The following is a 25,868-nucleotide window of genomic DNA, read 5'->3' as shown; positions in this document are numbered from 1 at the left end:
GCGGCAGGGCGGGCTGCCGGTCAGTCTTGCTGTTTGGCAAAAACGTAGCCGACGCCGCGCACCGTGAGGATGCGGCGGGGGTTCTTGGCGTCCACCTCAATGGCCGCGCGGATGCGGCCCATGTGCACATCGATGGAGCGGTCAAACGCCTCCAGTTCGCGGCCGCGCACGGCTTCCATGATCTGGTCGCGCGTGAGCACCCGGCCTGCGCGCTCGGCCAGCGCTACGAGTAGGTCGAACTGGTAGGACGTGAGGTCTGCCAGATCGCCCGCCACGGTCACGGTGCGCGCGTCGCGGTCGATCTCCAACGTGCCAAAACGCAGCACCTGGGTCGCCGCCGACGCACTGCCGCCGTCGGTGCGTCGGCGCAGGATGGCACGGATGCGGGCCAGCAGCTCGCGCGGTTCAAAGGGTTTGGGCAGGTAGTCGTCAGCGCCCAGCTCCAGGCCGATGATGCGGTCCATCGGGTCGCCCTTGGCCGTGAGCATGAGCACCGGCACCTGGGCGGCATTGCCCTGCAGCGAGCGGATGCGGCGGCACACTTCCAGTCCATCCATGTCGGGCAGCATCAGGTCCAGGATCACAAGGTCGGGCAAAGGCCCGGCATCAGGCCCCTGCAACTGCGCCAGGCCACTTTTGCCGTCTGCGCGGTGCGTGACCTGCAGCCCCGACTGGCCCAGGTACTCGCCCACCATCTGTGCGAGGCGGGCGTCGTCTTCGATCATCAGCAGTTGGGAGCTCATGGGGGCAGTGTAGTGGCAGGCTTGAACAGAACCTCATGCTCCCGCGCAGGCGTCTCTCCGTGTTGAAGCCTCCGTAAAGTTGCGGTAAATCGCAGGGGGTGTCGTTGGAGTGCTACTATCAATTAAATAGCAATATGTGCTTGATATTCAAGCGCTAGAACCTATTTTTACCTTCGATGCCAGTGCCACCAGCACCAGCACCGGTACCCCCAGCATCGCCGTGGCCGTGAAGAACTGCGCATAGCCGAACGCGTCCACGTAGTCGCCCGAGAAGCCCGCCACAAACTTTGGCAGCAGCAACATCATCGAGCTGAACAGTGCGTATTGCGTGGCCGAGTAGCTCACGTTGGTCAGGCTCGACAGGTAGGCGATGAATGCGGCCGACGCAATGCCGCTGGCCAGGTTGTCGGCCGACACCACGGCGATCAGCGCGGTCACGTCATGCCCGTGGCCTGCCAGCCAGGCGAACAGCAGGTTGCTGGCCGCGCTCAGGATGGCGCCCAGCATCAGGATGCGCATCACGCCAAAACGCATCGACAACACGCCGCCCACAAAGGCGCCTGCCAGCGTCATGATCACGCCGTAAATTTTGGTCACGGCTGCTACCTCGTCTTTGGTAAAGCCCATGTCCACATAAAACGGGTTGGCCATGATGCCCATCACCACATCGCTGATGCGGTACACGGCGATCAGCGCCAGGATCAGCGCCGCGTGCCAGCCGTAGCGGCGCAAAAAGTCCGCAAACGGTTCCACCATGGCGCTGTGAATCCACTCGGCGGCGTTCTTGGCCGGTGGCAGGTGCACCGGCGCTGGCTCGCGCGAGAACAGCACGGTGACCACGCCCACCGCCATCGACGCGGCCATGGCCAGGTAGGCCGCCTGCCACGCGCTGTTCTGGTACGCGGCCGCGCCCTGAACGATGGCCTGGCCGACAGCGGGTGCCACCTCGGACCGGGCTGCAATCCACAAAACCCCCGCCCCGGCCCAGATCATCGCCAGGCGATAGCCCGTTTGGTACGACGCCGCCAGCGCGGCCTGGTGGTTGGCATCGGCCGACTCGATGCGAAACGCGTCGAGCGCAATGTCCTGCGTGGCCGAGCCAAAGGCCACCGCCAGCGCGCACCACACAATGGGCCCCAGCGTCTGGCGCGGATCGGCCAGCGCCATACCGATGAGCCCTGCCACGACTATGGCCTGCGATAGCAGCAGCCAACTGCGTCGCCGGCCCAGCAACCGCGTGAGCAGCGGGATGGGCAGGCGGTCCACCAGCGGCGCCCACACCCACTTGAAGCCGTAGGCCAGGCCCACCCAGCTCAGGTAGCCGATGGTGCTGCGGTCGATGCCCGCTTCGCGCAGGCGAAAGCTCAGCGTGCCCAGCACCAGCAGCAGCGGCAGCCCGGCCGAGAAGCCCAGCGTGAGCATGCGCAGGCTCGCGGGCTCCAGGTAGACGCGCAGCGTCTGCAGCCAGGGGGTGCGCGCAGGCTTGTCGGCAGCGAGGGTGGGGGTGGATGAGGTGGAGGTGTCTGACATGGGGGTTCGGGGGTTTTGTCTATCATCGCCGACACCCTTGTAGCCCGGCCTGCCAGCCTCCATCTGGACGACAGTCCCGGGTGCGTTGTGCACCAGCGCCGCTTATTATTCCTTCAGGGATTGCCTGTATGTGCCTTTTCTGCCCCGCTCCCTCTGTGGCGCCCTCGTCCCCTTGGTCTGCGCGCCGTGCGTTCCTGCTGGCGGCGGGGGCCAGTGCTGCTGCGCCCGTGCTGGCGCAGGTGGATGTGGGCACGTCGTCCAGCCTGCGCAAGCTGGTGCCCGCCGAGACCCTGGAGAATTCGGCCGCCCAGCAGTACCAGCAGATGCTGCAGCAGGCCAAAGCCAAGCGCGCGCTGGCGCCCGACAACCACCCACAGCTGCAGCGCCTGCACGCCATCGCCAAACGGCTGATCCCTTATGCCGCGCCCTGGAACGACCGCGCCAGGCAGTGGCGCTGGGAGGTCAACCTCATCGGTAGCCAGCAGATCAACGCCTTTTGCATGCCTGGCGGCAAGATCGCGTTCTATACCGGCATCCTCGACCAGCTCAAGCTCACCGACGACGAGGCCGCGATGATCATGGGCCACGAAATGGCCCACGCCCTGCGTGAACACGCGCGCGAGCGCATCGCCAAAACACAGGGCACCAACCTGGCGCTGCGCCTGGGCTCGCAGCTGCTGGGTTTGGGCGACCTGGGCAACGCGGCCGCCAGCCTGGGCGGGCAATTGCTCACGCTGCAGTTCAGCCGCTCGGACGAAAGCGATGCCGATCTGGTGGGGCTGGAGTTGGCCGCACGCGCGGGTTATCAGCCCCAGGCGGCGGTCAGTCTGTGGCAGAAGATGGGCAATGCCAGCGGCAGCAAGCAGGGCGGACTGGCCTTCCTGTCCACCCACCCCTCGGGGCCCGCGCGCATCAAGGAGCTGGAGCTGAACCTGCCCAAGGTGCAGGGGCTGTACGAGGCCGCACGGCGCAACGGCTGACAGGTCGCGGGGGGGCGTGGCACGCGGTCAGGAGGATGTGGCCTCAAGGCTACTGTTTTAATAGCTGCTCGCGCTTTAAGGATAAGCGCTAGCGGCTCATTGGGCTCAATCTTGAGGGTGGCGCTGCCACCCGGTGTCATGCCACGCTCACCCGGTTGCGGCCTGCATGTTTGCTCTGGTAGAGCGCCTTGTCGGCACGCGCAATCGCTGCTTGCAGGTCGTCGGGGCTGTGCACCTGGGCCACACCAAACGACATGGTCAGTGGGATGGGCGCCTGGCCCACGTCCAGCGGCGCTTGTTCGACGGCGATGCGGATGCGCTCAGCGGCCGCGCAGGCCGCGTCCAGCGGGCTGGCAGGCATCAGCGCCAAAAACTCCTCGCCACCCCAGCGCGCCAGCACATCGCCCTCGCGCAGGTTGGCGGTCAGCACCTTGGCCATGGCCACCAGCACGTCGTCGCCCACCGCGTGGCCATATTGGTCATTGACGCGCTTGAACAGGTCCACATCACACAGGAGCAGCGTGACTGCAGCGCCATCGCGCTGGCTGCGCGCCAGCGCATGGGCGGCCAGGGCTTCAAAGTGGCTGCGGTTGGCCAGGCCGGTGAGTGGGTCTTGCGTGGCCTGCTTGCGCAGGCGGCTTTCGGCAATCAGGATGGTGCGCCGGTAGAAACCGGCCAGTGCGGCCGACATGGCGAACACCAGGCAGATGTGCACCCAGTTCACGATCTTCACGCTGCGGGCGGGCAGGGGATCGAGTGGGCCCAGGTGGCTGCTCAGTGCCTGCAATCCCAGGTAATACGCCAGCAGCGCCAGCACCATGGGTGCGGCGTATCCGCGCGTGTTGGCGATCACGATGGCGGGAATGAACATCAGCAGGTAGTAGTGAAAGCCGCTGTCCCAGCCAATCAGCAACGATCCCAGCGCCGAGTGCCCGACCACCTCCAGCCAGATCAGAGCCAGGGCGGCCATGTTGTGGCGCTTCTGGAGGAGCCGGTAGGCGCCCAGGTACATGGCAATGCTGACAACATTGACGGCCGCCAGGGGCAGGGAGCCCAGCCACATAAACAGCAGGATGTACCCCACGTCGATGGCCGCAGCTGTCAGCGCCACCCTCTGCACCATGGCCCAGTAGGCCTTACCAGCAAGGCTGGAGCCGCGCTGCGGTGCGAGGGGAGGGCGCGACTTGAAGTGGGGATTCATGTAACGAGGGGACGCAAATGGCAGAAGGCGTCTGTGCCACAAAAGGGGTCACAGACTGCTTACAAAGAGATACATCGTAAGCGTGCGTTCTATGGGTAGTCCGTCGAACAGGCCGCTTTTGCCGCGTATATCGGCCCAGCCACCAAGCGCGTGTGGGTGTTGGCGCTGCTGCGAGTGGCCGTGATAAACAGGTCAAATAGGCGTCTGGCGCTCATCCATCCATCGCAAGCTGCTATCAAATTATGACCATGGCGCGAGGTTCTGTGCGGGTGGCGCTGTCTGTGGCGGCGGGGGTTCAGGTCCCACCCACATAGGGATTGCTTTGGCGCTCCCTGCCAAACGTGCTCTCTGGGCCATGCCCCGGAATGAATACCGTGGCATCCCCCATGGGCCACAGGCGCCCGGTGATGCTGTCGATGAGTTCCTGGTGGTTGCCCTGGGGGAAGTCCGTGCGGCCGATGCTGCCCGCAAACAGCACATCGCCCACAAACGCCCGGTCGATCTGCGGCGCATGGAACACCACATGGCCGGGCGTGTGGCCGGGGCAGTGGCGCACGTTCAGGGTCTCGTTGCCGATCTGTACCGTGTCGCCATCGTGCAGCCAGCGGGTGGGCGTGAAGTGCTGCGCGGGCGGAAACCCGAACATGGCGCTTTGCTGCGGCAGGCCGTCGATCCAGAACTGGTCGCCGGGATGTGGCCCGATGATGGGCAGCGACAGGCGCTGTGCCAGCTCGCCCGTGCCACCTGCATGGTCGATGTGGGCGTGGGTGAGCCAGATCTGGTCGAGCGTGAGGGAGAGGCGCTGGATTTCTGCCAGCAGCACATCCAGATCGCCGCCGGGGTCGATCACGGCGGCTTTGTGGGTGGCGTCACACCAGATGAGGGAGCAGTTTTGCAGGAACGCGGTAACCGGGATGGTGAGGTAGCGGAGCATGGTTGGTAATGCCAGAAAAGCAAAATTAAGCCATACTCGGCGCGCCGTTTCATCTGGTTGCAAATGCAGTCGGGCGCATGAAGTGCGCTGCAGCTGCGCAAAGAGCGTCTTCCCCCTGAATGCCCCCGGTCGATCAGCAACGGGCGCTTTGCTTCACACCGACATCTCACCATGAATACTCCGATCGAAACCCCTCCGTCCCCCGCTCAGGAGGCTGCGCGCACGGCGGCACTGTTGGCAGCGCTTGAGCATGTGCAGGCTGTGATCGAGTTCGATCCAGAGGGCCGGGTGCTGCGGGCCAACAGCCTGTTTCTGGACCTGATGGGTTACAGCGCCAACGAGGTGCTGGGCCAGCACCACCGCATGTTCTGTCCGCCCGAGGTGACGGGCAGCGAGGCATACCGGGCATTGTGGGAGGGGCTGCGTGCCGGGCAAGTGCGCGAGGATGTGTTCTTGCGCGTCACCAAGGCGGGCAAGCCGGTCTGGCTGCAGGCCTCGTACAACCCTGTGCGTGACGCCGAGGGCCGCACAGTGGGCGTGGTCAAGCTGGCCACCGACATCACCGCGCAGCGCGCGCAGCAGGCGGACTTTGAGGGCAAGATTGCAGCGATCCACCGGGTGCAGGCCGTGATCGAGTTCGACCTGACGGGCCGGATTCTGGACGCCAACACGAATTTTCTGGACACCTTCGGCTATGGGCGGGACGAGGTTGTGGGCAAGCACCATCGCATGTTCTGTCAGCCCGAGTTCGCTGCATCCAGCGAGTATGCGAGCCTGTGGGAGCGTTTAGGCCGCGGAGAATTCACGGCGGGACGCTTTCGCCGCGTTTCAAAAGCCGGCAAAGAGATCTGGCTGCAGGCCTCGTACAACCCCATCCTGGACGTCACCGGCAAGCCGTACAAGGTGGTCAAGTTTGCTGTCGATATCACGCACGACATGACGTCGGCCGCCGAGACCAAGGGCAAGATCGATGCGATCAGCCTGTCGCAGGCGGTCACCGAGTTCGACATGGCAGGCAACGTGCAGACGGCCAACCCGAACTTTCTGCGCACCATGGGCTACACCCTGGCGGAAATTCGCGGCCAGCACCACAGCATGTTCTGCGAGCCCGGTCTGGTGCAAAGCCAGACGTACCGGGACTTCTGGGCGGATCTGGGCGAGGGCAAGTTCCAGAGCGCGCGCTACCGTCGCATCGGCAAGCATGGTGCAGAGGTCTGGATTCAGGCCACCTACAACCCCATCCTCGATGTGGATGGCCGACCCTACAAGGTGGTCAAGTACGCGATCGACATCACCGCACAGGTGCAGCGTGAGCGTGCGGTGGCGCAGAAGGTGCAAGACATCACCGCCGTGCTGCACTCGATGAGTGATGCGATCAAGCGGCTGGCGCGCAGTGCAGGCCGCTCCACCGAACTGGCCGAGCAGACGCAGCGCGAGGCCGGGGACGGCAGCCAGCTGGTGCGCCGTTCGCGCGACGCGATCATCGCCATCGAGCGTTCATCCTCGGACATCCACGAAATCGTGGACACGATCAGCGAAATTTCCAGCCAGACCCATCTGCTGGCCTTCAATGCAGCCATCGAGGCGGCGCGCGCCGGGGAGCAGGGCGTGGGGTTTTCCGTGGTGGCGGACGAAGTGCGCAAGCTGGCCGAGAAATCGTCGCTGGCCGCGCGCGAGATTGCCAAGCTGATCCATCAGACCGTCAGCCGCGTTGCCGAGGGCAGCCGCCTGTCCGAGGAGGTGGACGCGGCGTTCTCGCGCATTCTGGGCGCGGTCGAAGCCACCACGCGCTCCATCAGCGAGATTCGCGTTGCGACCGAAGAGCAGGAGCATTCGACGCAGGATGTGGCCCGGCTGCTGGAGGACTTGCAGGGCCGTGGCAGCCCGCGCCAGACGGATTGAGCCTTTCGATGCACGACGTGAACCCGCCCCCGGCCACCCTCAGCCCTGCGGTGGTGCCGCATGTGCATGTGCGTGTGGGTGGTTGCGACATCGCCATTCCCATTGAACAGGTTCGTCAGGCCGTGCCGCTGCCGCCGCAGGGCCTGACGGCGCTGCCGCGCCGCAGTGGCGCCTTGCTGGGTGTTGCCGATGTGGCCGGTGCAGCCGTGCCCATCGTGGCGCTGGAGCGCTGGTTGCCCCTGCCGACAGAGGGTGACGAAGACACCGGGGCGCCGAGGTTGCTGGTGCTGCAGCATGCAGACGCCCTGGTGGGCGTGCGGGTGGACGCCGTGCTGGGTGTGAAGGCAGTGGCTGCGGGAGGCGTCCGAAGGGTGCACCACGCACCGGACGACAGCGAGCTGTTCGAGTCGGTGGTCCCCGCCTCTGCGGCGGCCCCGACGTTGTGCCTTCTGGAAGTGGCACGGCTGATGAGGCTGGCCCAGGCCTGGTGCTCGGCGGCAGAGTTGGCCCCCCCAGTGTCTGCGGACGTGGTGGCACCGGCTGCCCAAAAGCCGGGCTGCGGTACGCAGCGGTTCGCGGTGTTCCTGATCGGGCGGGAGCGATGGGCGGTGCCTGTGGCCGCCGTGCAGCAGGTGGTGCCCCTGCCTGCGACAGAGCTGGCCCTGGGGCGCAACGACCGCACCTGGGCCATCGGCCAGTGGCGGGGGCGCAAGCTGCCACTGGTGGACATCAGCGAAGGCCGTCAGGCCAATGATCGCCAAACTGCACCATGGATGGTGTTGCTGGGCCAGGGGCCGCTTGTGCTTGGGCTGACGGTTTCGGCGTGTGAGCAGTTTGTCGATTTGGCACCTGACGCCGTGGCCCGCACACCCGAAGATGCCTTGCTGGCCGGTGTGATCCTGAGGCCCGATCTGGGAAAGTTGCAGATTCTGGATGTAGACAAACTTTTCGGCCTGACCCCCGGTGCATCGATCAGCCGCATCGACCCCGCCGTATCGGGGCCGCGCAGCGGCACCTTGCCTTCGGATGCCACGGAGCCTTTGCCTTATCTGGTCTTCGATGCCGACCAGCGCTATGCCACTCCGGTCGAGGGCATTGTGGGTGTGGTGGAGATCCCCCGCCAGGCACAGGACGACCTTCGTCAGGGGCTGCGGGCCATCCTGGCGTGGCGCGACCAGACGATCCGTGTCGTCAACCTGCCCGCCATTGCCCGGTCGGCGGCCCCGTCCGACCCGCTCCTGGCGGTGCTTGTCCAAGCACCCGGGAGCACTTCCGCGCCGATCGGTATCGCGATCCGCAGCCTGTGCGACTGGCTGCCCGCGCACAGCGCGCGGCTCAGCGGTATGCGCATGGGGGCCATGGGGGAGCTTGGGCTGATCAATGCCAAAGGCGCGGTGGACGACCACGCCAATCTGGTGGTGGTCGACCTGGCCCAGATGGCCTATTTGCTGGGCTGAGCCGCAAAAACACAAACTACCCTCACCCCAAGATTCACCATGACCCCTGCACCCATTCCTGCTGATGAGGGCGAGCGCCTCGCCGCCCTGCGCGACCTGCTGCTGCTCGATACACCGCCCGAGGAGCGCTTTGACCGCCTCGCGCGCTTTGCGGCCGAGCAGCTGGATACGCCCATTGCCCTGCTCACGCTGGTGGACGGGCAGCGCCAGTGGTTCAAGTCGCGTGTGGGCCTGGAAGCCACAGAAACCCCACGTGAAATCTCTTTCTGTGGGCACGCCATCCTGAAGAATGAGCTGTTTGTGGTCGAGGATGCCAGCAGCGACCCCCGGTTTTCCGACAACCCGCTGGTGACCGGGGACCCCCATATCCGGTTTTATGCCGGGGCGCCGCTCAGTGCCCCGGGCGGGCAACACATTGGCACGCTGTGCGTGGTTGACACCGTGCCGCGCACCCTGGGGCCGGTGGAGCGTTCGATTCTGGACGCGCTGCGCCGCCTCGCGAACGAGACCCTGGCAGGACAAGAGGGTGAGGAATGACCGCGTTGCTGCCCCGGATCTTGCTGATTGAGCCCCAGTTCGTGCTGCGGCGCACCATGGTCATGGTGGCCCGCGATCTGGGCATGGTGGATTTCCATGAAGCCAGCAGCGTGGGCCGTGCCCGCGCGCTGCTGGCAGCCGATGCCTATGAGGGAATGGTGCTGGATCTCCAGGAGGGGCCGCAGGCCATGGAGCTGCTCAGCGATCTCCGGCAGGGGCGGTTTGCCACGCCGAGCGATGTGCGGGTGGTGGTGCTGGCGGCCGACGACGGCAAATCCCTGGCCACCGAACGCCTGCAGGACTTGGGGGTGGCCTGCGTGCTGGGCAAGCCGGTGCGCATCAGTGAACTGCTCGACGCCATTGTGGGCGTGCAAGAGCAGGTCTCACCCGCTTCCTGAACCGGCCTGTGGCGGCCCGGTCGCGGAGGCTTCAGCGCGCGACGATCTGCTGCAAGATGAAATCCACCAACACGCGCACGCGCAGCGGCATGTGCCGGTTGGCGGGGTACAGCAGCGAAAACGGGCGGGAGGCACCCGCCTGTGCGGGCAGCACCTCCTGCAAGGCGCCGCTGTGCAGGTCGGCCTCCACAATGAACCGGTAGGTTTGCAGCAGCCCCGCGCCTGCGCGTGCCAGGGTCACAGGGCCCAGGATGTCATCGGCGCAGCGCAGGTGGCCTTGGGTGGGCACATCCACATCGCGCCCGGCGGCGTCGCGCAGCATCCATGGCACCGCCTGGCCGCTGCTGGGCAGCACGAACTGGATGCACTCGTGCGCCGCCAGGTCGGCCGTGCCGAGCGGCGTGCCGCAGCGCGCCAGATACGCCGGGGCGGCCACCACCACCAGGGCGGCGTCCTCCAGCTTGCGCGCCACCAGCCCCGAGTCGATGGGGGCTCGGCCGCGCACAGCCAGGTCAAAGCCTTCTTCGGTGAAGTCCACGTTGCGGTTGCTCAGCTGCAGCTCCAGTTCCACGTCGGGGTAGGTCTGCGCAAATGCGGGCAGCAGGGGCAGGATGCGGCAGTGCCCGTAGGAGGTGGGCAGGCTGAAGCGGACGAGGCCCGCCGGGCTTTGCTGCTGGCCCGACAGCTCGCGCTCTGCCTCGGCCAGCTGCCCCAGCGCCTGGCGGCATTGCTCGTAGTAGCGCTTGCCCGCGTCGGTCAGCCGCACCTGGCGCGTGGTGCGCTGGAACAGGCGCACACCCAGGCGCGCCTCCATGCGCGCCACCGATCGGCTCACTGCCGCTGCTGTCAGCCCGGCTGCCTGGGCGGCGGCCGTGAAGCTTTGGCACTGTGCGGTCAGGCAGAACAGCTCAATGCTGCCCAGCTTCAGGTCGTCAAATTGGCGCGCCATGTTTATTACTCCATGTAATGACTGAATTGCATGGCGCCTAGTTTATTGCTTTTGGCATCGCTAATACCATCGCTTCACCTCTCCACCACGCCCCAAAGGCAACCCCATGAAGCTGTACTTTTCCCCCGCCGCCTGCTCCCTGTCGCCCCACATCCTGCTGCGCGCATGTGGCCTCACTTTCGACCTGGAGAAGGTCGATACCGAGCGCCACCGCACGGCAGACGGGCGCGATTTTTATGCCATCAACCCCAAAGGCCAGGTGCCCGTGCTGGAGCTGGCAGACGGCTCCCGCCTCACCGAAGGCCCGGTCATTGCGCAGTACATCGCCGACCAGGCCCAGGCCACGCAGCTCATGCCCGCAGCCGGTACGCTGGCGCGCTACCGCGTGATGGAGTGGCAGAACTACGTCAGCACCGAGCTGCACAAGTCCTTCACGCCCCTGTTCCACGCCGGGCTGGACGACAACGCCAAAGCCACGCTGGCCGCCCTGCTGCGCAAGAAGATGGACTGGCTGGACGCGCAGCTGCAGCACGGCCCCTACCTGACGGGCGAGCACTTCACGGCGGCCGATGCCTACCTTTTTGTGGTGCTGGGCTGGGCCAAGTTCGTGAAGCTGGACATCAGCGACCTGGCCCATTTGCAGGCGTTCCTGCGCCGCGTGGCCGCGCGCCCCGCCGTGCAGGCCGCGATGCGGGCCGAAGGCTTGCTGGGCTGAGACGCCGTTTGTTCATCCATCGACAAGGAACACGCCATGCCCTATATCAACATCAAAGTGACCCGTGAAGGTGTCAGCAGTGCACAAAAGGCCGCGCTCATCGAGGGCGCCACTGACTTGCTGGTGCGCGTGCTGAACAAGGAGCCTGCCACCACCTTTGTCGTGATCGACGAGGTTGACACCGACAACTGGGGCGTGGCCGGTGAGGCGGTGACCGTGCGGCGCCAGCGCGCCCGGGCGGCCACCGAAGGGAGCGCGCCATGAGTGACCCGCGCTTTGACGCAGTCGCCGCCGTGCTGCAGGAGTATTTCGACGGCCTGTGCCACAGCGATACACAGCGCCTGCGCCGCGTGTTCCATCCGCAGGCGGTCTATGCCTGCGCCACGGCCGAGCCTGCGGTGATCCTGCGCATGGAGGAATATTTCCCCATCGTGGACCAGCGTCCCTCACCCGCCAGCCGGGGCGAGACGGTGCAGGAGCGCATCCTGTCGATCGAGTTTGCCGGGCCGGTGACGGCCCTGGCCAAGGTGGAGTGCGCCATCCTGCCCAAGCACTTCACCGACCTGCTCACGCTGATTTGGGTGGACGGGCGCTGGCAGATCATCGCCAAGGTGTTTCACTACGAGCTGGATCGCTGAGACGACGGTGCGCGCAAGCCGGTGGGCGAGTTCCTGTTCTCGGAAGAACTCACTTATTGATAGCTGCTAGCGCTTGTCATATAAGCGCTAGAGCCCAATTTGGCCAAAAATCGACGGCAGACATCACCGGCGGTATGCTCGTCTCACAGGTTGGTCGCCGCGACCACTTCCGACATGTCGGTCAGCCCCTGCAGCACTTTCTCGATACCGTCCTGGCGCAGTGTGAGCATGCCCGCAGCCAGTGCCGAGTGACGGATGTCGGAGGCCGGGGCCCGATGGCGGATGTGCTGGCGGATGGTCTCGTCGCTCATCATCAGCTCGTGGATGCCGAGCCGGCCGTGGTAGCCGTGGCCCTCGCACTTCGTGCAGCCCACATGGCGCCACAGGTGCAGCTCGCCCTGTTCGCCGCCGTGCTGCTGGCGCCAGCGCGCCACCTGTGCCTCGCGGGCCTCGGGGGAGTTGTTGGTGCCGCTGTCCAGGTACTGCGATGCCAGGCCCAGCAGCGTGTCGTGGTCGGCCAGACGCGGCTCGCGGCAGGCCACGCAGAGGCGACGCACCAGCCGCTGGGCCAGGATGGCGAGCAGCGAATCCGAGAAGTTGAACGGGTCCAGGCCAATTTCAAGCAGCCGCGCAATGCTCTCGGGCGCCGAGTTGGTGTGCAGCGTGGACAGCACCAGGTGGCCGGTGAGTGAGGCCTCGATGGCGATGCGCGCGGTCTCTTCGTCACGCATCTCGCCGATCATGATGACGTCGGGGTCGGCGCGCAAAAAGGTGCGCATGGCAGCGGCAAAAGTCCAGCCGATGCGGGGGTTCACCTGCACTTGGCGCAGGCCCTCCTGGGTGATCTCGATGGGGTCTTCGGCCGTCCAGATCTTGCGGCCTGCGGTGTTGATGTCGCGCACCACCGAGTGCAGCGTGGTCGTCTTGCCGCAGCCTGTGGGGCCGCACACCAGCACCAGGCCGTAGCTCTTCTGCACCACGGCGCGCAGGGCCACAAGGTTGGGCTGGCTCAGGCCGATGTTCTCCAGCGGCAGGGGTTTGGCGCCCGCCAGCAGGCGCAGCACCACGTCTTCCAGGCCGCGTGAGGTGGGCACGGTCACCACGCGCAGTTCGACCGGTGGGCCGCCGAAGCGGGCGAAGTCGATCTTTCCGTCCTGGGGCTTGCGGTGCTCCGAGATGTCCATGCTCGCCATGATCTTGATGCGAGCGACCATCGCGAAGCGGTAGCGCGCAGGCAGTTCCAGGTAGGGCATGAGGTCGCCGTCGATGCGCAGCCGGATGCGAACGTTGTGGGGGGCGGGTTCCGTCTCGATGTGGATGTCGGACGCGCGGTGGCTGATCGCCTCGTCGATCACCGAATTGATGAGCCGCACGAGGGTGTTGTCCGATTCGCTGATCACGTCGGCCTGCTCGGCATCGGCATCGGGCGCAACGTTGTTCAGGTTGGTGGCCAGCTCCTGTGAGGTGGCCCGCACGCCCGGCGTGGCCCCGCCAGGGTCGGAGGGATGCGTGCGATAGGCCTTGTGAATGGCTGGCATCAACGTTCCCGGCGCCGCCTTCAACGGGATCAGGCGCCGCTGGGTCAGAAAGCGCATTTCGTCAATCAGCACGCGGTCCCAGGGGTCTGCCATGAGCACCACCAGAGCGTCTTCGCGGGCAATCAGGGGCAAGACCGATTCGCGCTCGGCCACTGCACGTGGGATGAGTGCGAGGGCCGACGCCTCTGGCGTGATGTCGCCGGGGTGTACGGTGTACTCACCCAGCCAGGTGGCAATGACGCCCCTGAGCTGTTCCTGCGTCAGCGCGCCCCTGTCCACCAGAATCTGGCCGATGGGCCGCTGGACCCCGCCGTTGCGCTCCAGTTGCTGTGCCTGCAAACCCTCGACAAGTGCTGGCATGGCCAGCAGGCCTGCATGCACCAGGGCCTCGCCCAGGTGGCGTGCCTTGCCTACCGTGGGGTGAGGGGTGGATATCTGGTTCCACAAAGCATCAGCGTTCGGGGGGCGAAAACTGTGGGCGGGGGGGGCGGGGCAGAGGCGGCGGCGTCAGTCATCGGTGGTCAGGCTGGCTGTGTCATAGACGGAATTCGTAGTCCACCGTGATCGGTGCGTGGTCTGAGAATTTCTCGCCCTTGTAAATGGATTCAGTGCGCGCCAATGCCGCGAGCGCGGGCGTGGCCAGGTGGTAGTCCAGCCGCCAACCCACGTTGTTGGCATAGGCCTGTCCGCGGTTGCTCCACCAGGTGTAGGCGGTGTCGGTTGCGGCAGGTTGTAACTGACGGTAAACGTCTATGATGCCGCCGCCTTCATCAGTTGTGTGCAACAACTTTGTCATCCAGGCGCGTTCTTCGGGCAAAAAGCCACTGTTCTTCTGGTTGCTGCGCCAGTTTTTAAGATCTATTTGCTGGTGCGCAATGTTGATGTCACCGCACAGGATGAATTCGCGCCCGGCTTTCAGGCGCATGAGATGGGGGTGAAACTCGGCCAGGAAGCGGAACTTGGCCAACTGGCGCTCTTCGCCCGAGGAGCCGCTGGGAAAGTAGGCGCTGATGATGGACAGCTTGCGGGCGGGGGTGTCAAAGCGCAACTCTACGCAGCGGCCTTCTGCATCGAATTCTTCGGATCCATAGCCAATCACTATGTCTGAGGGCTCGTGCCGGGTATAGATCCCTACGCCTGAATAGCCCTTTTTCTGGGCAAAGTGGAAATGGCCCTGCAGGTCGGCAAGCCGTTCAAAGCGGTCGGCTATGTCGGGCGCCTGCGCCTTCACTTCCTGCACACAAATACAATCCGGCCGCGTGGCTGCCATCCAGCTTTCCACGCCTTTGCTTGTGGCCGAGCGGATGCCATTGAGATTGAGGCTGGTTAACTTGAACAAGGATTTCCCCATGGTGGATGTTGGCGCGCAAACCTCTGAACAGGGCCAGCTGGCGCAGGATTTTGTCCGTTTTGCCGTCGAGTCGGGCGTGCTGCGTTTTGGTGAATTCAAGACCAAGGCCGGACGCCTGAGCCCTTATTTCTTCAATGCGGGGCTGTTCGACGACGGCCTCAAGATGGGCCGGCTGGCGGAATTCTATGCAAAAGCCTTGTTGGCCAGCGGCATTGAATTCGACATGGTCTTTGGCCCCGCCTACAAGGGTATCCCTCTGGCCGCTACCGTGGCGGTGGAGCTGGCGCGGCAGGGGCGCAACGTGCCTTTTGCCTACAACCGCAAGGAGGCCAAGGACCACGGCGAGGGCGGCACGCTGGTGGGGGCCCCGCTCAAGGGCCGGGTGCTGATCGTGGATGACGTGATGTCGGCTGGCACCGCCGCCCGCGAGTCCATCGCCATCATCCGCGCCGCGGGTGCCACGCCCCATGCGGTGGCGATTGCGCTGGACCGGCAGGAAAAAGCCACAGAGAATGGTCAAGACGTGGACCACAGCGCTGTGCAGTATGTGCGCCATCAATTGGGCATGCAGGTGTGTGCCATTGCGCGTCTGGCAGACTTATTGCTCTACCTTGAGCAAAATGGGGAAGAGGGGATGCGTTCCCACCACGAAAAAGTGCTGGCCTACCGCCAGCGTTATGGAGTCAACGAGAGGTAGATGATTTGAGCAAATCGGCGTGGATCATGGGCGGGGTTCTGTTAGCCACCCTCGGCGCCGAGTTTGCGTGGGCGCAACCGCAAGGGTCAGGCGGTGGCATCTATACCTGTGTGGACCGCAATGGGCGCCGGTTGACCGCTGATCGCCCCATCCAGGAATGTCTGGACCGCGAGCAGCGTGAACTCGGGCCTTCGGGCATCGTGCGTCGGCAGATTGGCCCGTCGCTGACTGAGCAAGAGCGCGCGGCCCAGGATGCGCAACGCCGCAAAGAGGCCGAGGCGCGCAGCCGTGAGATAGAGGAGCGCCGCCGTGAACGCGTGCTGACCGCCCGCTATCCCGACAAGGCGACCCACGATGCCGAGCGTGCTGTGGCCATTCAATTGGTCGACGATGTGACGGCCACCGCAGAAAAGCGCATTGTTGAACTCAGGCAGCAGCAAAAGGCCTTCGACGTGGAGATGGAGTTCTACAAGCGGGACCCGAGCAAGGCACCCATGGTGTTGCGCCGGAAAATCGCCGAAAACGAAGACAGCATTGCCGAGCAGCAACGCTTTATCGCGGGCCAGGACCAGGAAAAGCGGCGCGTACACCAGCGCTTTGATACCGAGTTGGCCCAATTGCGCAAGCTGTGGGACGCTCAGCGCCAGCCTGTATCAACCATTGCTCCCGCCAGCGAAGCGGCCTCTTCAGGCGCACGCTGAGTTTCTGTCGCTGCTTGAAGCGGCCAAGGAAAAAGAAAAGGGGCCTCACGGCCCCTTTTTCGTTTCTGTGGCTTCTTGCCAAGAAGCGGTGTCAGCCAGCGAGCTTGGCGCGCAGCAGATCGTTCACTTGCTGAGGATTTGCCTTGCCCTTGCTGGCCTTCATGATCTGGCCCACCAGCGCGTTGAAGGCCTTGTCTTTGCCCGCGCGGAACTGCGCTACGTTGTCGGCATTGGCGGCGATGACCTCGTCGATGATTTTCTCCAGCGCGCCGGAGTCGTTCATCTGCTTGAGGCCCTTGGATTCGATGATGGAGTCCACGTAGGCAAGCGCTGTATCAAACATTGTTCCCGGCGCGTGGGTCAGTTCGACAAAAACTGTTTTACCTGCGGAGTTAGAAATTGTGCTGTCAGCGATTCGAGATATCAACGCAGCGAGATTCTTCGCTGGGACGAATTCGGTGAACTTTTCAAACGAATAGTCTTCGACAGCATTCAACCATTTCGATACCTCGCCCATGATCCAGTTGCTGGCCAGCTTGGGCTGACCGCAGGCCTTGGCTGCTGCCTCGAAATAGGCCGCCATCGCCTTGCTCTGTGTGAGCGTGGTGGCGTCGTATTCGGGCAGGCCGTAGTCCGCCACAAAACGTGCGGCCATGGTGCGGGGCAATTCAGCCATGAGCGCACGTTGTTCCTGCACCCAGTGCTCTGAAATGTGTAGCGGAGGCAGATCCGGATCAGGGAAGTAGCGGTAATCCGCCGCATCTTCCTTGGTCCGCATCGCGCGCGTTTCGCCCGTGTCCGGGTCGAACAGCACGGTGGCCTGCTGGATGGCGTGGCCGTCCTCGATTTGCTCGATCTGCCAGCGAATTTCGTAGTCGATGGCCTGCTGCATGAACTTGAACGAGTTCAGGTTCTTGATCTCGCGGCGCGTGCCCAGTGGGCCGCCGGGCTTGCGCACGGACACGTTGGCGTCGCAGCGGAAGCTGCCCTCTTGCATATTGCCGTCGCAGATGCCGATCCAGGTGACGATCTTGTGCAGTTCCTTGGCATAGGCCACCGCTTCATCGGACGAGCGCATGTCGGGCTCGGTCACGATCTCCAGCAGGGGCGTGCCTGCGCGGTTCAGGTCGATGCCCGATTGGCCGATGAAGTCTTCGTGCAGCGATTTGCCGGCATCTTCTTCGAGGTGGGCGCGCACCAGGCGCACGGTCTTCTTCTCGTCTCCGAGAAAGAACTCGACCTCGCCGCCTTGCACGACCGGGATTTCAAACTGGCTGATCTGGTAGCCCTTGGGCAGATCGGGGTAAAAGTAATTCTTACGGGCAAAAATGCTCACTGGCGCAATGTGGGAGCCCAGGGCCAGTCCTAATTTGATAGCGCAGGCGACCGCTTCGCGGTTCATCACGGGCAGCGTGCCCGGCAAGGCCAGGTCCACCGCGCAGGCCTGCGTGTTGGGGTCAGCGCCAAAGGCCGTAGGGGCGCGGCTGAAAATTTTGCTCTGCGTGGCGAGCTGGGTGTGGGTCTCGAAGCCGATGACGACCTCATAACCATGGATCAGTTTGGCAGTCATGTCAGAAGCCCTCCGGACGGCGGAGGTGGAAATCGGTGGCTTGCTGCAGGCGGTGCGCAGCGTTCAGAAGGCGGGCTTCCTGGAAATAGTTGCCGATGAGTTGCAAGCCCACGGGCATTCCACCTTCGCCGAAACCGGCAGGCACGCTCATGCCCGGCAGACCTGCCAGTGATGCCGGCAGCGTGAAGATGTCGGCCAGGTAGTCGGCCAGTGGGTCGTTACCGTGGTCGCCCAGTTTCCAGGCCACCGTGGGGGCCACGGGGCCGGCGATGACGTCGCAGCTCTTGAAGGCGTTCTGGAAGTCGTCGGCGATCATGCGGCGGATCTTCTGCGCTTGCAGGTAGTAGGCGTCGTAGTAGCCATGGCTCAGCACATAGGCGCCGATCATGATGCGGCGCTTGACCTCGTCGCCAAAACCTTCGGCGCGGGTCTTTTTGTACATGTCCACCAGATCGGTGTAGTCCTTGGCGCGGTGGCCGAACTTCACGCCGTCAAAGCGGGAGAGGTTGGACGATGCTTCTGCCGGTGCAATGATGTAGTACACCGGGATGGACAACTCGGTGCGCGGCAGGCTGATGGGCACCAGCTTGGCGCCGAGCTTTTCGTATTCCTTCAATGCGGCATCCACGGCGGCGCGCACATCGGGCGCGAGGCCTTCGCCAAAGAACTCGGCGGGGATGCCGATGCGCAGGCCTTCCATGCTGTTGTTCAGCTGGGCGCTGAAATTTTCTGCAGGCTCGTCGAGCGAGGTGGAGTCGCGGTCCGGGTCCGGGCCGCACATGGCGGACAGCAGCAGTGCGCAGTCTTCGGCGCTGCGTGCCATCGGGCCCGCCTGGTCGAGGCTGGACGCGAACGCGATCATGCCGTAGCGGCTCGCGCGGCCATAGGTGGGCTTGATGCCGGTGATGCCGCAGAACGATGCGGGCTGGCGGATGGAGCCGCCCGTGTCGGTGCCGGTCACTGCTGGGGCCAGGCGCGCTGCCACGGCCACGGCGCTGCCGCCTGATGAGCCGCCGGGGATGCGGTGGGTGTCCCATGGGTTGCGCACGGGGGCCGGGGCGTCAAAGCCCACGGGGGCCACGGCCGAGTTTTCGTTGGACGAACCCATCGCAAACTCATCGCAGTTGAGCTTGCCCAGCGTCACAGCACCCGCGTCCGCCAGCTTGCTCACCACGGTGGCGTCAAAGGGTGATTGGTAGCCCGCCAGCATTTTGGAACCGGCAGTGCTGGGGAAATCGCGCGTGACGAAGATGTCCTTGTGGGCAATCGGCACACCTTGCAGTGCGCCCGCCGTGCCTGCGGCAATGCGCGCATCAGCGGCCTTGGCCTGGGCCAGGGTGATGTCTTCGTTCAGCGCGACGTAGGCGCCCAGGTTCTGGTGCGCTTTGGCGCGGGCCAGGAAATGCTGGGCGGCTTCGACGGCAGAAAATTGTTTGTCGCGCAGGCCGACTGCCAGCTCGGCAACGCCCAGGTCGTGCAGGGCTTTGTTGGTCGTTGTAGTGCTCATGCGGTCCTCACTCGATCACTTTGGGGACGAGGAACAGGCCGCGTTCTACGGCGGGGGCACTTTGCTGGTTGGCTTCGCGCTGGTTGGGCTCGCTGGCCACGTCCTCGCGCAGGCGGAGTGTGACATCCTGAATGGCGGCCACGGGGTGCGCCAGGGGCGTGACGCCCGAGGTATCCACAGCCCGCATCTGTTCCACGATGTCAAAGAAACCATTGATCTGGGTGAGCATGCGCTCACTTTCGGAGGGGGTCAGCTCAAGCCGCGCCAAATTGGCAATGCGGCCGATGTCCTGGGGGGTCAGTGCCATAGGGAGGAGAATCTAAAGAAACCAGACGTAAAGCTGTGATCCGGGCCGCGCCGGAGGGAGTTATTCACAGGGGATGGGGTATTATCCCGGCTTTGCCGCAATACCCTCCTAACGGCCGGTTTTTGTGCGAAAAAAGCGATATTTGACCCCCACCCACTCCCTGACACACCCGGCGATGGCAGGCCGACGTGCATGCCGTGCCTGAGAGGATTTTTGAATGTTCGGAGCTTTCCGTCGGTATTTCTCCACCGACCTGGCCATTGACCTTGGCACAGCCAACACCCTTATCTTCGCCCGCGACAAAGGCATTGTGCTTGATGAGCCCTCTGTCGTCGCTATCCGCCACGAAGGCGGTCCGCATGGCAAGAAAGTTATCCAGGCCGTAGGCCGCGAAGCCAAGGCCATGCTGGGCAAGGTCCCAGGCAACATCGAAGCCATCCGGCCCATGAAGGATGGCGTCATTGCTGACTTCGTGATCACCGAGCAGATGATCAAGCAGTTCATCAAGATGGTGCACCCGCGCACGCTGTTCACCCCCAGTCCGCGCATCATCATCTGTGTTCCCTGTGGCTCCACCCAGGTCGAGCGCCGCGCCATCAAGGATGCGGCCGAGGCTGCTGGCGCGACCGCCGTCTATCTGATCGAAGAACCCATGGCCGCGGGCATTGGCGCAGGCCTGCCCGTCTCGGAAGCCAGTGGCTCCATGGTCGTCGACATTGGCGGCGGTACCACCGAAGTGGGCGTGATCTCGCTGGGCGGCATGGTCTACAAGGGCAGTGTGCGCGTCGGCGGCGACAAGTTCGACGAAGCCATCATCAGCTACATCCGCCGCAACTACGGCATGTTGATCGGCGAGCCCACGGCAGAAGCCATCAAGAAGAACATCGGCTCGGCCTTTCCCGGCTCCGAAGTGCGCGAGATGGAGGTCAAGGGCCGCAACCTGAGCGAGGGCGTGCCACGCAGCTTCACCATCTCCAGCAACGAAGTGCTGGAGGCGCTGACCGATCCGCTCAACCAGATCGTCTCGGCGGTCAAGAACGCCCTGGAGCAGACCCCTCCCGAACTGGGCGCTGACATTGCCGACCGCGGCATGATGCTGACCGGTGGCGGCGCGCTGCTGCGCGACCTGGATCGTTTGCTGGCCGAGGAAACCGGTCTGCCCGTGCTGGTGGCCGAAGACCCGCTGACCTGTGTGGTGCGCGGCTGCGGTATTGCGCTGGAGCGCATGGACCGCCTGGGCAGCATTTTCACGAGCGAATAACTTCCCTTGCCTGTATCCTGCAGGCACTTTTTTCGCTCTGAACTGCATGACTGCCCCCGCTCCAATGCTTCTTCTTGAGCACACGCCTGCGGAGCCCCCTCCGCGCGGCAGATTCTGACCGCTGCGCACCATGCCACTCGGTACCCTGGAGCGCAGCGCTCCCCCTTTCTTCAAACAGGGCCCTTCGGCCCTGTCGCGTTTGGCTGTGTTCAGTGCGCTGGCCTTGTTTCTGATGGTGGCCGATGCGCGATTCCAGCTCACCGGGCCTTTTCGCCAGGCAGTGTCGACGGTGTTGTACCCGGTTCAATGGCTGATGCTCAAGCCCGTGGAGTTTGCGAGCCACGGCTCTGGCTATTTCCAGTCGTTGAAAGCGGCACAGGAAGACCTTGATGCTGCGCGCAAGAAGATGACCTTGATGGGCCAGCGCGCCAACCAGGCGGAGCAACTGGCCCTGGAAAACGGGCGGTTGCGCAAATTGCTGGCGCTGCGTGACCGGCTTGAAACGCCTGCCCAGCCTGCCGAGGTGATTTACGACACCGCAGATCCGTACACGCGCCGTGTGGTACTGGACCGGGGGCAAGTGGGCGGCGTAGAGTTGGGCTCTCCCGTCATGGACGAAGTGGGTGTGTTGGGTCAGGTGACGCGTGTATTCCCTCTGGTGAGTGAAGTCACCCTGCTGGTAGACCGTGATCAAGCCATTCCTGTCCTGAACATCCGCACCGGTGTACGCGGTGTGGCGTATGGCGATCCTGTGGCAGGGCACGGAGGAGGCATGGAGTTGCGTTTCATGCCTGCCAACGCCGACATCCGCGAAGACGACTTGCTGACCACCAGCGGCGTGGATGGCCTGTACCCGCCGGGCTTGCCCGTGGCGCGGGTGGTGCGCGTGGAACGCCGGGCCGACTCTGCCTTTGCGCGCATTTACTGCGTACCGCTGGCCCAGGTGCAGGGCGCACGCCATGTGGTGGTCCTCAAGCCGTTGGCCGACAACGAACTGCCGCGTCCCGAACCGGTGCATCCGACGCCCGCAACCAAACGGGGAGGCCGCAAGTGACCCAGTCCGCCCCTGTGAAAGGAGGTCCGCCATGATCATGCCGCGTGGTGAGCCCCTGCTGATGCCGGTGAATCCGGTGTTTATCTGGGCCAGTCTGGTGGCGGGCCTGGCCATCAACATGCTGCCGCTGGGCCGCGTCGTCTGGATGCCCGACCTGCTCATGGTGTTGCTCGTCTTTTGGGGTGTGCACCAGCCACTGCGCATCGGCATGGGGGCCGCCTTCGTGCTGGGGCTGTGCATGGACGTGAGCCAATCGGCCCTGTTGGGGCAACATGCCTTGTCTTACACCGTGTTGTCCTTTGGGGCCATCGCCATTCACCGCCGGTTGTTGTGGTTCAGTGTCCCCTCGCAGGCGCTGCAGGTGTTTCCCTTGTTTGCAGTGGCCCACGCCGTCGAGCTGTTGCTGCGCATGGTTTCCGGGGGCATATTCCCGGGGCTGTGGAGCTTCTTGGCGCCCTTGCTGGAAGCGCTCCTTTGGCCCATGGCCAGCTGGGTGCTGCTGGCGCCCCAGCGCCGTCCGCCCGACAGCGATCAGAACCGACCCTTGTGACCATGCCTTGCGTCCGTTTTTTCTGGCCATCTTCTCTGGTGTGCGCTGAGTCCGGCGGGCTTTGCGCCTCTGCGGGGTGGCGGCTGTGACAGAGCTGCGCAGCAGCGAGGCCGACGCTTCGCGCTTTCGTGTCCGCGCCGTCGTAGTGGGCCTGTTGGTGTTGGCTGCGTTCTGCCTGGTGGTGGCCCGGTTGGTGTTCTTGCAGGTGGTGCGCCACGAAGACCTCGCAGCGCAAGCGGAGAGCAACCGCACTGCCGTGGTACCCATTGTTCCCAACCGGGGGCTCATCCTGGACCGCAACGGGGTGGTGCTGGCCACGAATTACTCGGCCTACACGCTGGAGATCACGCCCTCGCGGGCCGGGGTGCTCGACGAAACCATCGACGAGCTGTCGAAGGTGGTCGATATCCAGGCCCGTGACCGCCGCCGCTTCAAGCGCCTCATGGAAGAGTCGCGCAATTTCGAATCCTTGCCCATCCGCACCCGCCTGACCGACCAGGAAGTGGCGCGTTTTACGGCGCAGCGCTATCGCTTCCCGGGTGTGGACATCAAGGCGCGCCTGTTCCGCAACTACCCGCTGGGGGATGTGGCGAGCCACGCCATCGGGTACATCGGCCGCATCAACCAGAACGAGAAGGCGCGCATCCAGGATTCGGAAGACGAGGCCAACTACCGCGGCACTGAATACATCGGCAAACTGGGGATCGAGCAGAGTTTTGAGTCTGCCTTGCACGGTGGCACCGGGGTTGAGCAAATGGAGACCTCGGCAGGTGGCCGTGCCGTGCGCAAGCTGTCGAGCCATGCGGCCACGCCGGGCGACAGCGTCATGCTGTCGATCGACATCAAGCTGCAAAAGCTCATTGAAGAGCTGTACGGCAGCCGCCGCGGTGCGCTGGTGGCCATCGACCCGCGCAATGGCGAAATCCTGGCACTGGTGAGCAAGCCGACGTTTGACCCCAACCTGTTTGTGGAGGGCATCGATGTCGAGAATTGGGCGGCACTGAACGAATCTATCGACAAGCCCCTGCTCAACCGTGCGTTGCGTGGCACTTATCCGCCGGGCTCGACCTACAAGCCCTTCATGGCGCTCGGTGCGCTGCAATTGGGCAAGCGATCGCCCAGCATGGTGGTCAACGACCCGGGCTTCTACACCTTTGGCGGGCACACCTTCCGAAGCCACGAGGGTGGGTTGGGTGGCGTGGACATGCACCGCGCGATCCAGTTCTCCAGCAACACCTACTTCTACTCGCTGGCCGTGGACATGGGTGTGGACGCCATCCATGACTTCATGAAGCCGCTGGGCTTTGGGCAGTCCACAGGCATCGACCTCAATGGCGAGGTACGCGGGACCTTGCCCAGCACGGAGTGGAAGCGCAACACCTACAAACGCGCTGACATGAAACGTTGGTTCCCCGGCGAGACCGTGTCCTTGGGCATTGGCCAGGGCTACAACAACTTCACCATGCTGCAACTGGCGCTGGCGGAGGCCACGCTGGCCAACGGAGGCACGCGCTACCGGCCCCACATGGCCAAAGCGGTGAAGAATGCAGTGACGGGGGTGGTGACTGAAATCATCCAGCCTCCCGGTCTGAACCTGGGCTTTCAGCCCAAGCATGTGGAACTGGTACGCAACGCCCTTGTGGCCGTGAACAAGGGCGGGACGGGCACACGCGTGTTCATGGGGGCTCCCTACACCTCGGCGGGAAAAACGGGGACGGCCCAGGCCGTGACAATGGGCCAGAACGTGAAGTACAACGCGAAAGCGCTGGAGGAGCACCAGCGCGACCATTCCCTCTTTGCGGCTTTTGCGCCCGCTGAAGAACCCACGATAGCGCTGGCGGTGATTGTCGAAAACTCGGGCTTTGGCGCCGCACATGCCGCGCCCATTGCACGGCGGGTGTTTGACTACTGGCTGCTGGGGGAGTACCCCAGCGAGGAAGACATTGCGGCGGTACAGAAGGGGCAGGCGGCGGCCCCCATGGGCAAGCCGCGCCGGGCGGCCGACGTGGCATTGCCGTTGCCTTGAGAACGCCAGCAGGTTCTGAGAACCTGCCCCTGGCCCCTTGGGGGCCGTGAACATCTCCTAACAGGTCGTTCGCTTCTTCTGCGGCAGAATCCGCCCGCCCCCCGCAGGGGCCTACCGAGCCAGATCGCCACGCACCGGAGAAGACATGCAACGCCAACGCCGCCGGGCCCTCGGGGCCCTTCCTGTCTTGTGGCTCACCGCCTGTGGCGGAGGGGGCGGCGATACGCCTGCCAGTCCTTCAAGCCCCGTCGGCCCTGCCGCGCCGTCAACGCCTTCGCTCCCACTGCAGCCACCCGGCGGTGGGGTGGTCTACGGCAACCTCGAGCGCGCCAGTCTGGGCGCCGGTGCTGCGCTCAACGGCGCCATCCCGTTCCCCGCAGATAACCCCTGGAACGCCGACATCAGCGCTGCCGAAGTGGACCCCAACTCCGAGCGTCTGATCGCCGGCATCGGTGCCGACACGGGCCTGTACCGCGACTTCGGCGCCGGCCTGTGGGAAGGTTCGCCCATGGGTATTCCGTACCGCGTGGTTTCAAGCGCACAGGCCAAGGTGGCGATCGACTACCGGGCGTATCAGGACGAAAGCGACCCCGGCCCGCTCCCGATTCCGCTGGACACGTCCGTTGAAGGGGCGCCGGGGCAGGATGGCGACCGGCATGTGCTGGTGATCGATCGGGACAACCAACGGCTGTATGAACTCGGGCGTGCCTTTGTGAGCGGGGATCACTGGCAGGCCGATGTCGGTGCGGTGTTTCACCTCGACAGCAACAACGTGCGGCCGACCGCGAAGAGCGGTTGGACCAGCGCCGATGCCGCCGGGCTGCCCATCTTTCCCGGACTGGTGCGGTATGACGAAGCGGTGAATGGCGCGGGCGGCATCTGCCACGCCCTGCGCTTCACGGCGGCGCGAACGCGCCGGGCGTTTGTGCCGCCGGCCACGCACTACGCATCCTCCAGCACCGACGCCAACCTGCCGCCTATGGGCATGCGGGTGCGGTTGAAAGCGAGCTACGCCATTCCCGCCACTTTCAGCCCCGAGGCCCAGGCCATCCTGACGGCGCTCAAAACCTATGGAATGCTGTTGGCTGACAACGGCTCCAACTGGTACCTCAGCGGTGCACCGGATGAGCGCTGGAACAATGACCGCCTGCGTGCCGAACTGGCCTCGGTCAAGGGGCGTGATCTGGAGGTGGTGAAGATGGTGGGGTTGGTCACGCAGGTGTAGGGCTACCCCCGCGCGCGGAGAGGCCCCACAGCGTAGAGTGCTGGGAGATGCTCCTGTTTTGATAGCTTTTGACGCTTATGAATCAAGCGCTGCAGCC

At 64.5% G+C, this 25,868-nt stretch carries 25 protein-coding genes; 15 read left to right on the top strand and 10 right to left on the bottom strand.

Going from position 1 to position 25,868, the window contains the following annotated elements; genetic code table 11:
* Window positions 1–20: 20 nt before the first annotated feature.
* A complete protein-coding gene (locus CLU85_RS22010; RefSeq protein WP_100412138.1) occupies window positions 21–743 on the bottom strand; it encodes a response regulator in 723 nt (240 codons plus the stop codon).
* Between the two features lie 147 nt (window positions 744–890).
* Entirely contained in the window at window positions 891–2,273 is a 1,383-nt protein-coding gene (locus CLU85_RS22005; RefSeq protein WP_198509229.1) for an MFS transporter, read from the bottom strand.
* Between the two features lie 128 nt (window positions 2,274–2,401).
* On the opposite strand from CLU85_RS22005, the gene CLU85_RS22000 reads away from it, so the two are divergent.
* Window positions 2,402–3,253 carry a M48 family metallopeptidase gene (locus tag CLU85_RS22000; protein ID WP_100412136.1) on the top strand — a complete coding sequence of 284 codons (852 nt, stop codon included), beginning with the start codon at window positions 2,402–2,404 and terminating at the stop codon, window positions 3,251–3,253.
* A 136-nt stretch (window positions 3,254–3,389) separates the two neighbouring features.
* Here CLU85_RS22000 and CLU85_RS21995 read toward each other — a convergent pair whose 3' ends face one another.
* A complete protein-coding gene (locus CLU85_RS21995; protein WP_100412135.1) occupies window positions 3,390–4,454 on the bottom strand; it encodes a GGDEF domain-containing protein in 1,065 nt (354 codons plus the stop codon).
* A 295-nt stretch (window positions 4,455–4,749) separates the two neighbouring features.
* Window positions 4,750–5,388 (bottom strand): MBL fold metallo-hydrolase, encoded by a 639-nt coding sequence (locus CLU85_RS21990; protein ID WP_100412134.1) that lies wholly within the window; start codon window positions 5,386–5,388, stop codon window positions 4,750–4,752.
* Window positions 5,389–5,559: 171 nt separating this feature from the next.
* Here CLU85_RS21990 and CLU85_RS21985 point away from each other — a divergent pair, with 171 nt between their 5' ends.
* The 4 genes from CLU85_RS21985 to CLU85_RS21970 are packed head-to-tail and all read left to right on the top strand — an operon-like array spanning window position 5,560 to window position 9,682.
* Window positions 5,560–7,290 (top strand): PAS domain S-box protein, encoded by a 1,731-nt coding sequence (locus CLU85_RS21985; protein ID WP_100412133.1) that lies wholly within the window; start codon window positions 5,560–5,562, stop codon window positions 7,288–7,290.
* Window positions 7,291–7,298: 8 nt separating this feature from the next.
* Window positions 7,299–8,747, top strand: coding sequence for a chemotaxis protein CheW (locus CLU85_RS21980; protein ID WP_100412132.1), 1,449 nt, complete (start codon window positions 7,299–7,301; stop codon window positions 8,745–8,747).
* A 39-nt stretch (window positions 8,748–8,786) separates the two neighbouring features.
* Window positions 8,787–9,284: a GAF domain-containing protein gene (locus CLU85_RS21975; protein ID WP_100412131.1), complete on the top strand. Its 498-nt coding sequence runs from the start codon at window positions 8,787–8,789 to the stop codon at window positions 9,282–9,284.
* On the top strand, window positions 9,281–9,682 hold the full coding sequence (locus CLU85_RS21970; RefSeq protein ID WP_100412130.1) for a response regulator: 402 nt from the start codon (window positions 9,281–9,283) through the stop codon (window positions 9,680–9,682). The genes CLU85_RS21975 and CLU85_RS21970 overlap by 4 nt, the downstream gene beginning before the upstream one ends.
* A 31-nt stretch (window positions 9,683–9,713) precedes the next feature.
* Here the strand turns inward: CLU85_RS21970 and CLU85_RS21965 are convergent, their stop codons facing one another.
* Window positions 9,714–10,631, bottom strand: coding sequence for a LysR family transcriptional regulator (locus CLU85_RS21965; RefSeq protein ID WP_100412129.1), 918 nt, complete (start codon window positions 10,629–10,631; stop codon window positions 9,714–9,716).
* 106 nt (window positions 10,632–10,737) lie between these two features.
* Here CLU85_RS21965 and gstA point away from each other — a divergent pair, with 106 nt between their 5' ends.
* From gstA to CLU85_RS21950, 3 genes are read left to right on the top strand one after another with little or no spacing between them, the layout of a single operon-like run.
* Window positions 10,738–11,346, top strand: a complete 609-nt coding sequence (gene gstA / locus CLU85_RS21960) for a glutathione transferase GstA (RefSeq protein WP_100412128.1) — start codon at window positions 10,738–10,740, stop codon at window positions 11,344–11,346.
* Between the two features lie 36 nt (window positions 11,347–11,382).
* On the top strand, window positions 11,383–11,610 hold the full coding sequence (locus CLU85_RS21955; protein WP_100412127.1) for a 4-oxalocrotonate tautomerase family protein: 228 nt from the start codon (window positions 11,383–11,385) through the stop codon (window positions 11,608–11,610).
* Window positions 11,607–11,984, top strand: coding sequence for a nuclear transport factor 2 family protein (locus CLU85_RS21950; protein ID WP_100412126.1), 378 nt, complete (start codon window positions 11,607–11,609; stop codon window positions 11,982–11,984). Before CLU85_RS21955 ends, CLU85_RS21950 begins: the two co-directional genes overlap by 4 nt.
* A 143-nt stretch (window positions 11,985–12,127) precedes the next feature.
* On the opposite strand, the gene CLU85_RS21945 is transcribed toward CLU85_RS21950, so the two are convergent.
* The gene (locus tag CLU85_RS21945) at window positions 12,128–13,969 is read right to left on the bottom strand and encodes a GspE/PulE family protein (protein WP_100412125.1); all 1,842 of its coding nucleotides are present in this window, start codon (window positions 13,967–13,969) and stop codon (window positions 12,128–12,130) included.
* 88 nt (window positions 13,970–14,057) lie between these two features.
* Complete coding sequence (locus CLU85_RS21940; RefSeq protein ID WP_100412699.1) at window positions 14,058–14,861, bottom strand: exodeoxyribonuclease III; 804 nt, start codon at window positions 14,859–14,861, stop codon at window positions 14,058–14,060.
* A gap of 10 nt (window positions 14,862–14,871) precedes the next feature.
* Here CLU85_RS21940 and pyrE point away from each other — a divergent pair, with 10 nt between their 5' ends.
* Both pyrE and CLU85_RS21930 read left to right on the top strand, forming a co-directional pair.
* Window positions 14,872–15,570: an orotate phosphoribosyltransferase gene (pyrE, locus tag CLU85_RS21935; RefSeq protein WP_100412124.1), complete on the top strand. Its 699-nt coding sequence runs from the start codon at window positions 14,872–14,874 to the stop codon at window positions 15,568–15,570.
* A 5-nt stretch (window positions 15,571–15,575) separates the two neighbouring features.
* The gene (locus tag CLU85_RS21930) at window positions 15,576–16,271 is read left to right on the top strand and encodes a DUF4124 domain-containing protein (RefSeq protein ID WP_100412123.1); all 696 of its coding nucleotides are present in this window, start codon (window positions 15,576–15,578) and stop codon (window positions 16,269–16,271) included.
* A gap of 91 nt (window positions 16,272–16,362) precedes the next feature.
* On the opposite strand, the gene gatB is transcribed toward CLU85_RS21930, so the two are convergent.
* The 3 genes from gatB to gatC are packed head-to-tail and all read right to left on the bottom strand — an operon-like array spanning window position 16,363 to window position 19,655.
* Window positions 16,363–17,841: an Asp-tRNA(Asn)/Glu-tRNA(Gln) amidotransferase subunit GatB gene (gene gatB, locus CLU85_RS21925; RefSeq protein WP_100412122.1), complete on the bottom strand. Its 1,479-nt coding sequence runs from the start codon at window positions 17,839–17,841 to the stop codon at window positions 16,363–16,365.
* 1 nt (window position 17,842) lies between these two features.
* On the bottom strand, window positions 17,843–19,348 hold the full coding sequence (gene gatA, locus CLU85_RS21920) for an Asp-tRNA(Asn)/Glu-tRNA(Gln) amidotransferase subunit GatA (protein ID WP_100412121.1): 1,506 nt from the start codon (window positions 19,346–19,348) through the stop codon (window positions 17,843–17,845).
* 7 nt (window positions 19,349–19,355) lie between these two features.
* Window positions 19,356–19,655 (bottom strand): Asp-tRNA(Asn)/Glu-tRNA(Gln) amidotransferase subunit GatC, encoded by a 300-nt coding sequence (gene gatC / locus CLU85_RS21915; protein WP_100412120.1) that lies wholly within the window; start codon window positions 19,653–19,655, stop codon window positions 19,356–19,358.
* Window positions 19,656–19,872: 217 nt separating this feature from the next.
* Here gatC and CLU85_RS21910 point away from each other — a divergent pair, with 217 nt between their 5' ends.
* From CLU85_RS21910 to CLU85_RS23485, 5 genes are all read left to right on the top strand, one after another.
* Window positions 19,873–20,916 (top strand): rod shape-determining protein, encoded by a 1,044-nt coding sequence (locus tag CLU85_RS21910; RefSeq protein ID WP_005798130.1) that lies wholly within the window; start codon window positions 19,873–19,875, stop codon window positions 20,914–20,916.
* Window positions 20,917–21,046: 130 nt separating this feature from the next.
* The gene (gene mreC / locus CLU85_RS21905) at window positions 21,047–21,970 is read left to right on the top strand and encodes a rod shape-determining protein MreC (RefSeq protein WP_100412119.1); all 924 of its coding nucleotides are present in this window, start codon (window positions 21,047–21,049) and stop codon (window positions 21,968–21,970) included.
* Window positions 21,971–22,001: 31 nt separating this feature from the next.
* Window positions 22,002–22,520 (top strand): rod shape-determining protein MreD, encoded by a 519-nt coding sequence (gene mreD, locus CLU85_RS21900; protein ID WP_100412118.1) that lies wholly within the window; start codon window positions 22,002–22,004, stop codon window positions 22,518–22,520.
* A gap of 85 nt (window positions 22,521–22,605) precedes the next feature.
* Window positions 22,606–24,546, top strand: a complete 1,941-nt coding sequence (gene mrdA, locus CLU85_RS21895) for a penicillin-binding protein 2 (RefSeq protein WP_100412698.1) — start codon at window positions 22,606–22,608, stop codon at window positions 24,544–24,546.
* Between the two features lie 145 nt (window positions 24,547–24,691).
* Complete coding sequence (locus tag CLU85_RS23485; RefSeq protein ID WP_232727899.1) at window positions 24,692–25,771, top strand: hypothetical protein; 1,080 nt, start codon at window positions 24,692–24,694, stop codon at window positions 25,769–25,771.
* Window positions 25,772–25,868 lie beyond the last annotated feature (97 nt).

Origin of the sequence: Acidovorax sp. 69 (genome assembly GCF_002797445.1) — a bacterium.
Taxonomy (GTDB): domain Bacteria; phylum Pseudomonadota; class Gammaproteobacteria; order Burkholderiales; family Burkholderiaceae_C; genus Acidovorax.
This window is presented reverse-complemented; position numbering and strand designations above follow the sequence as displayed.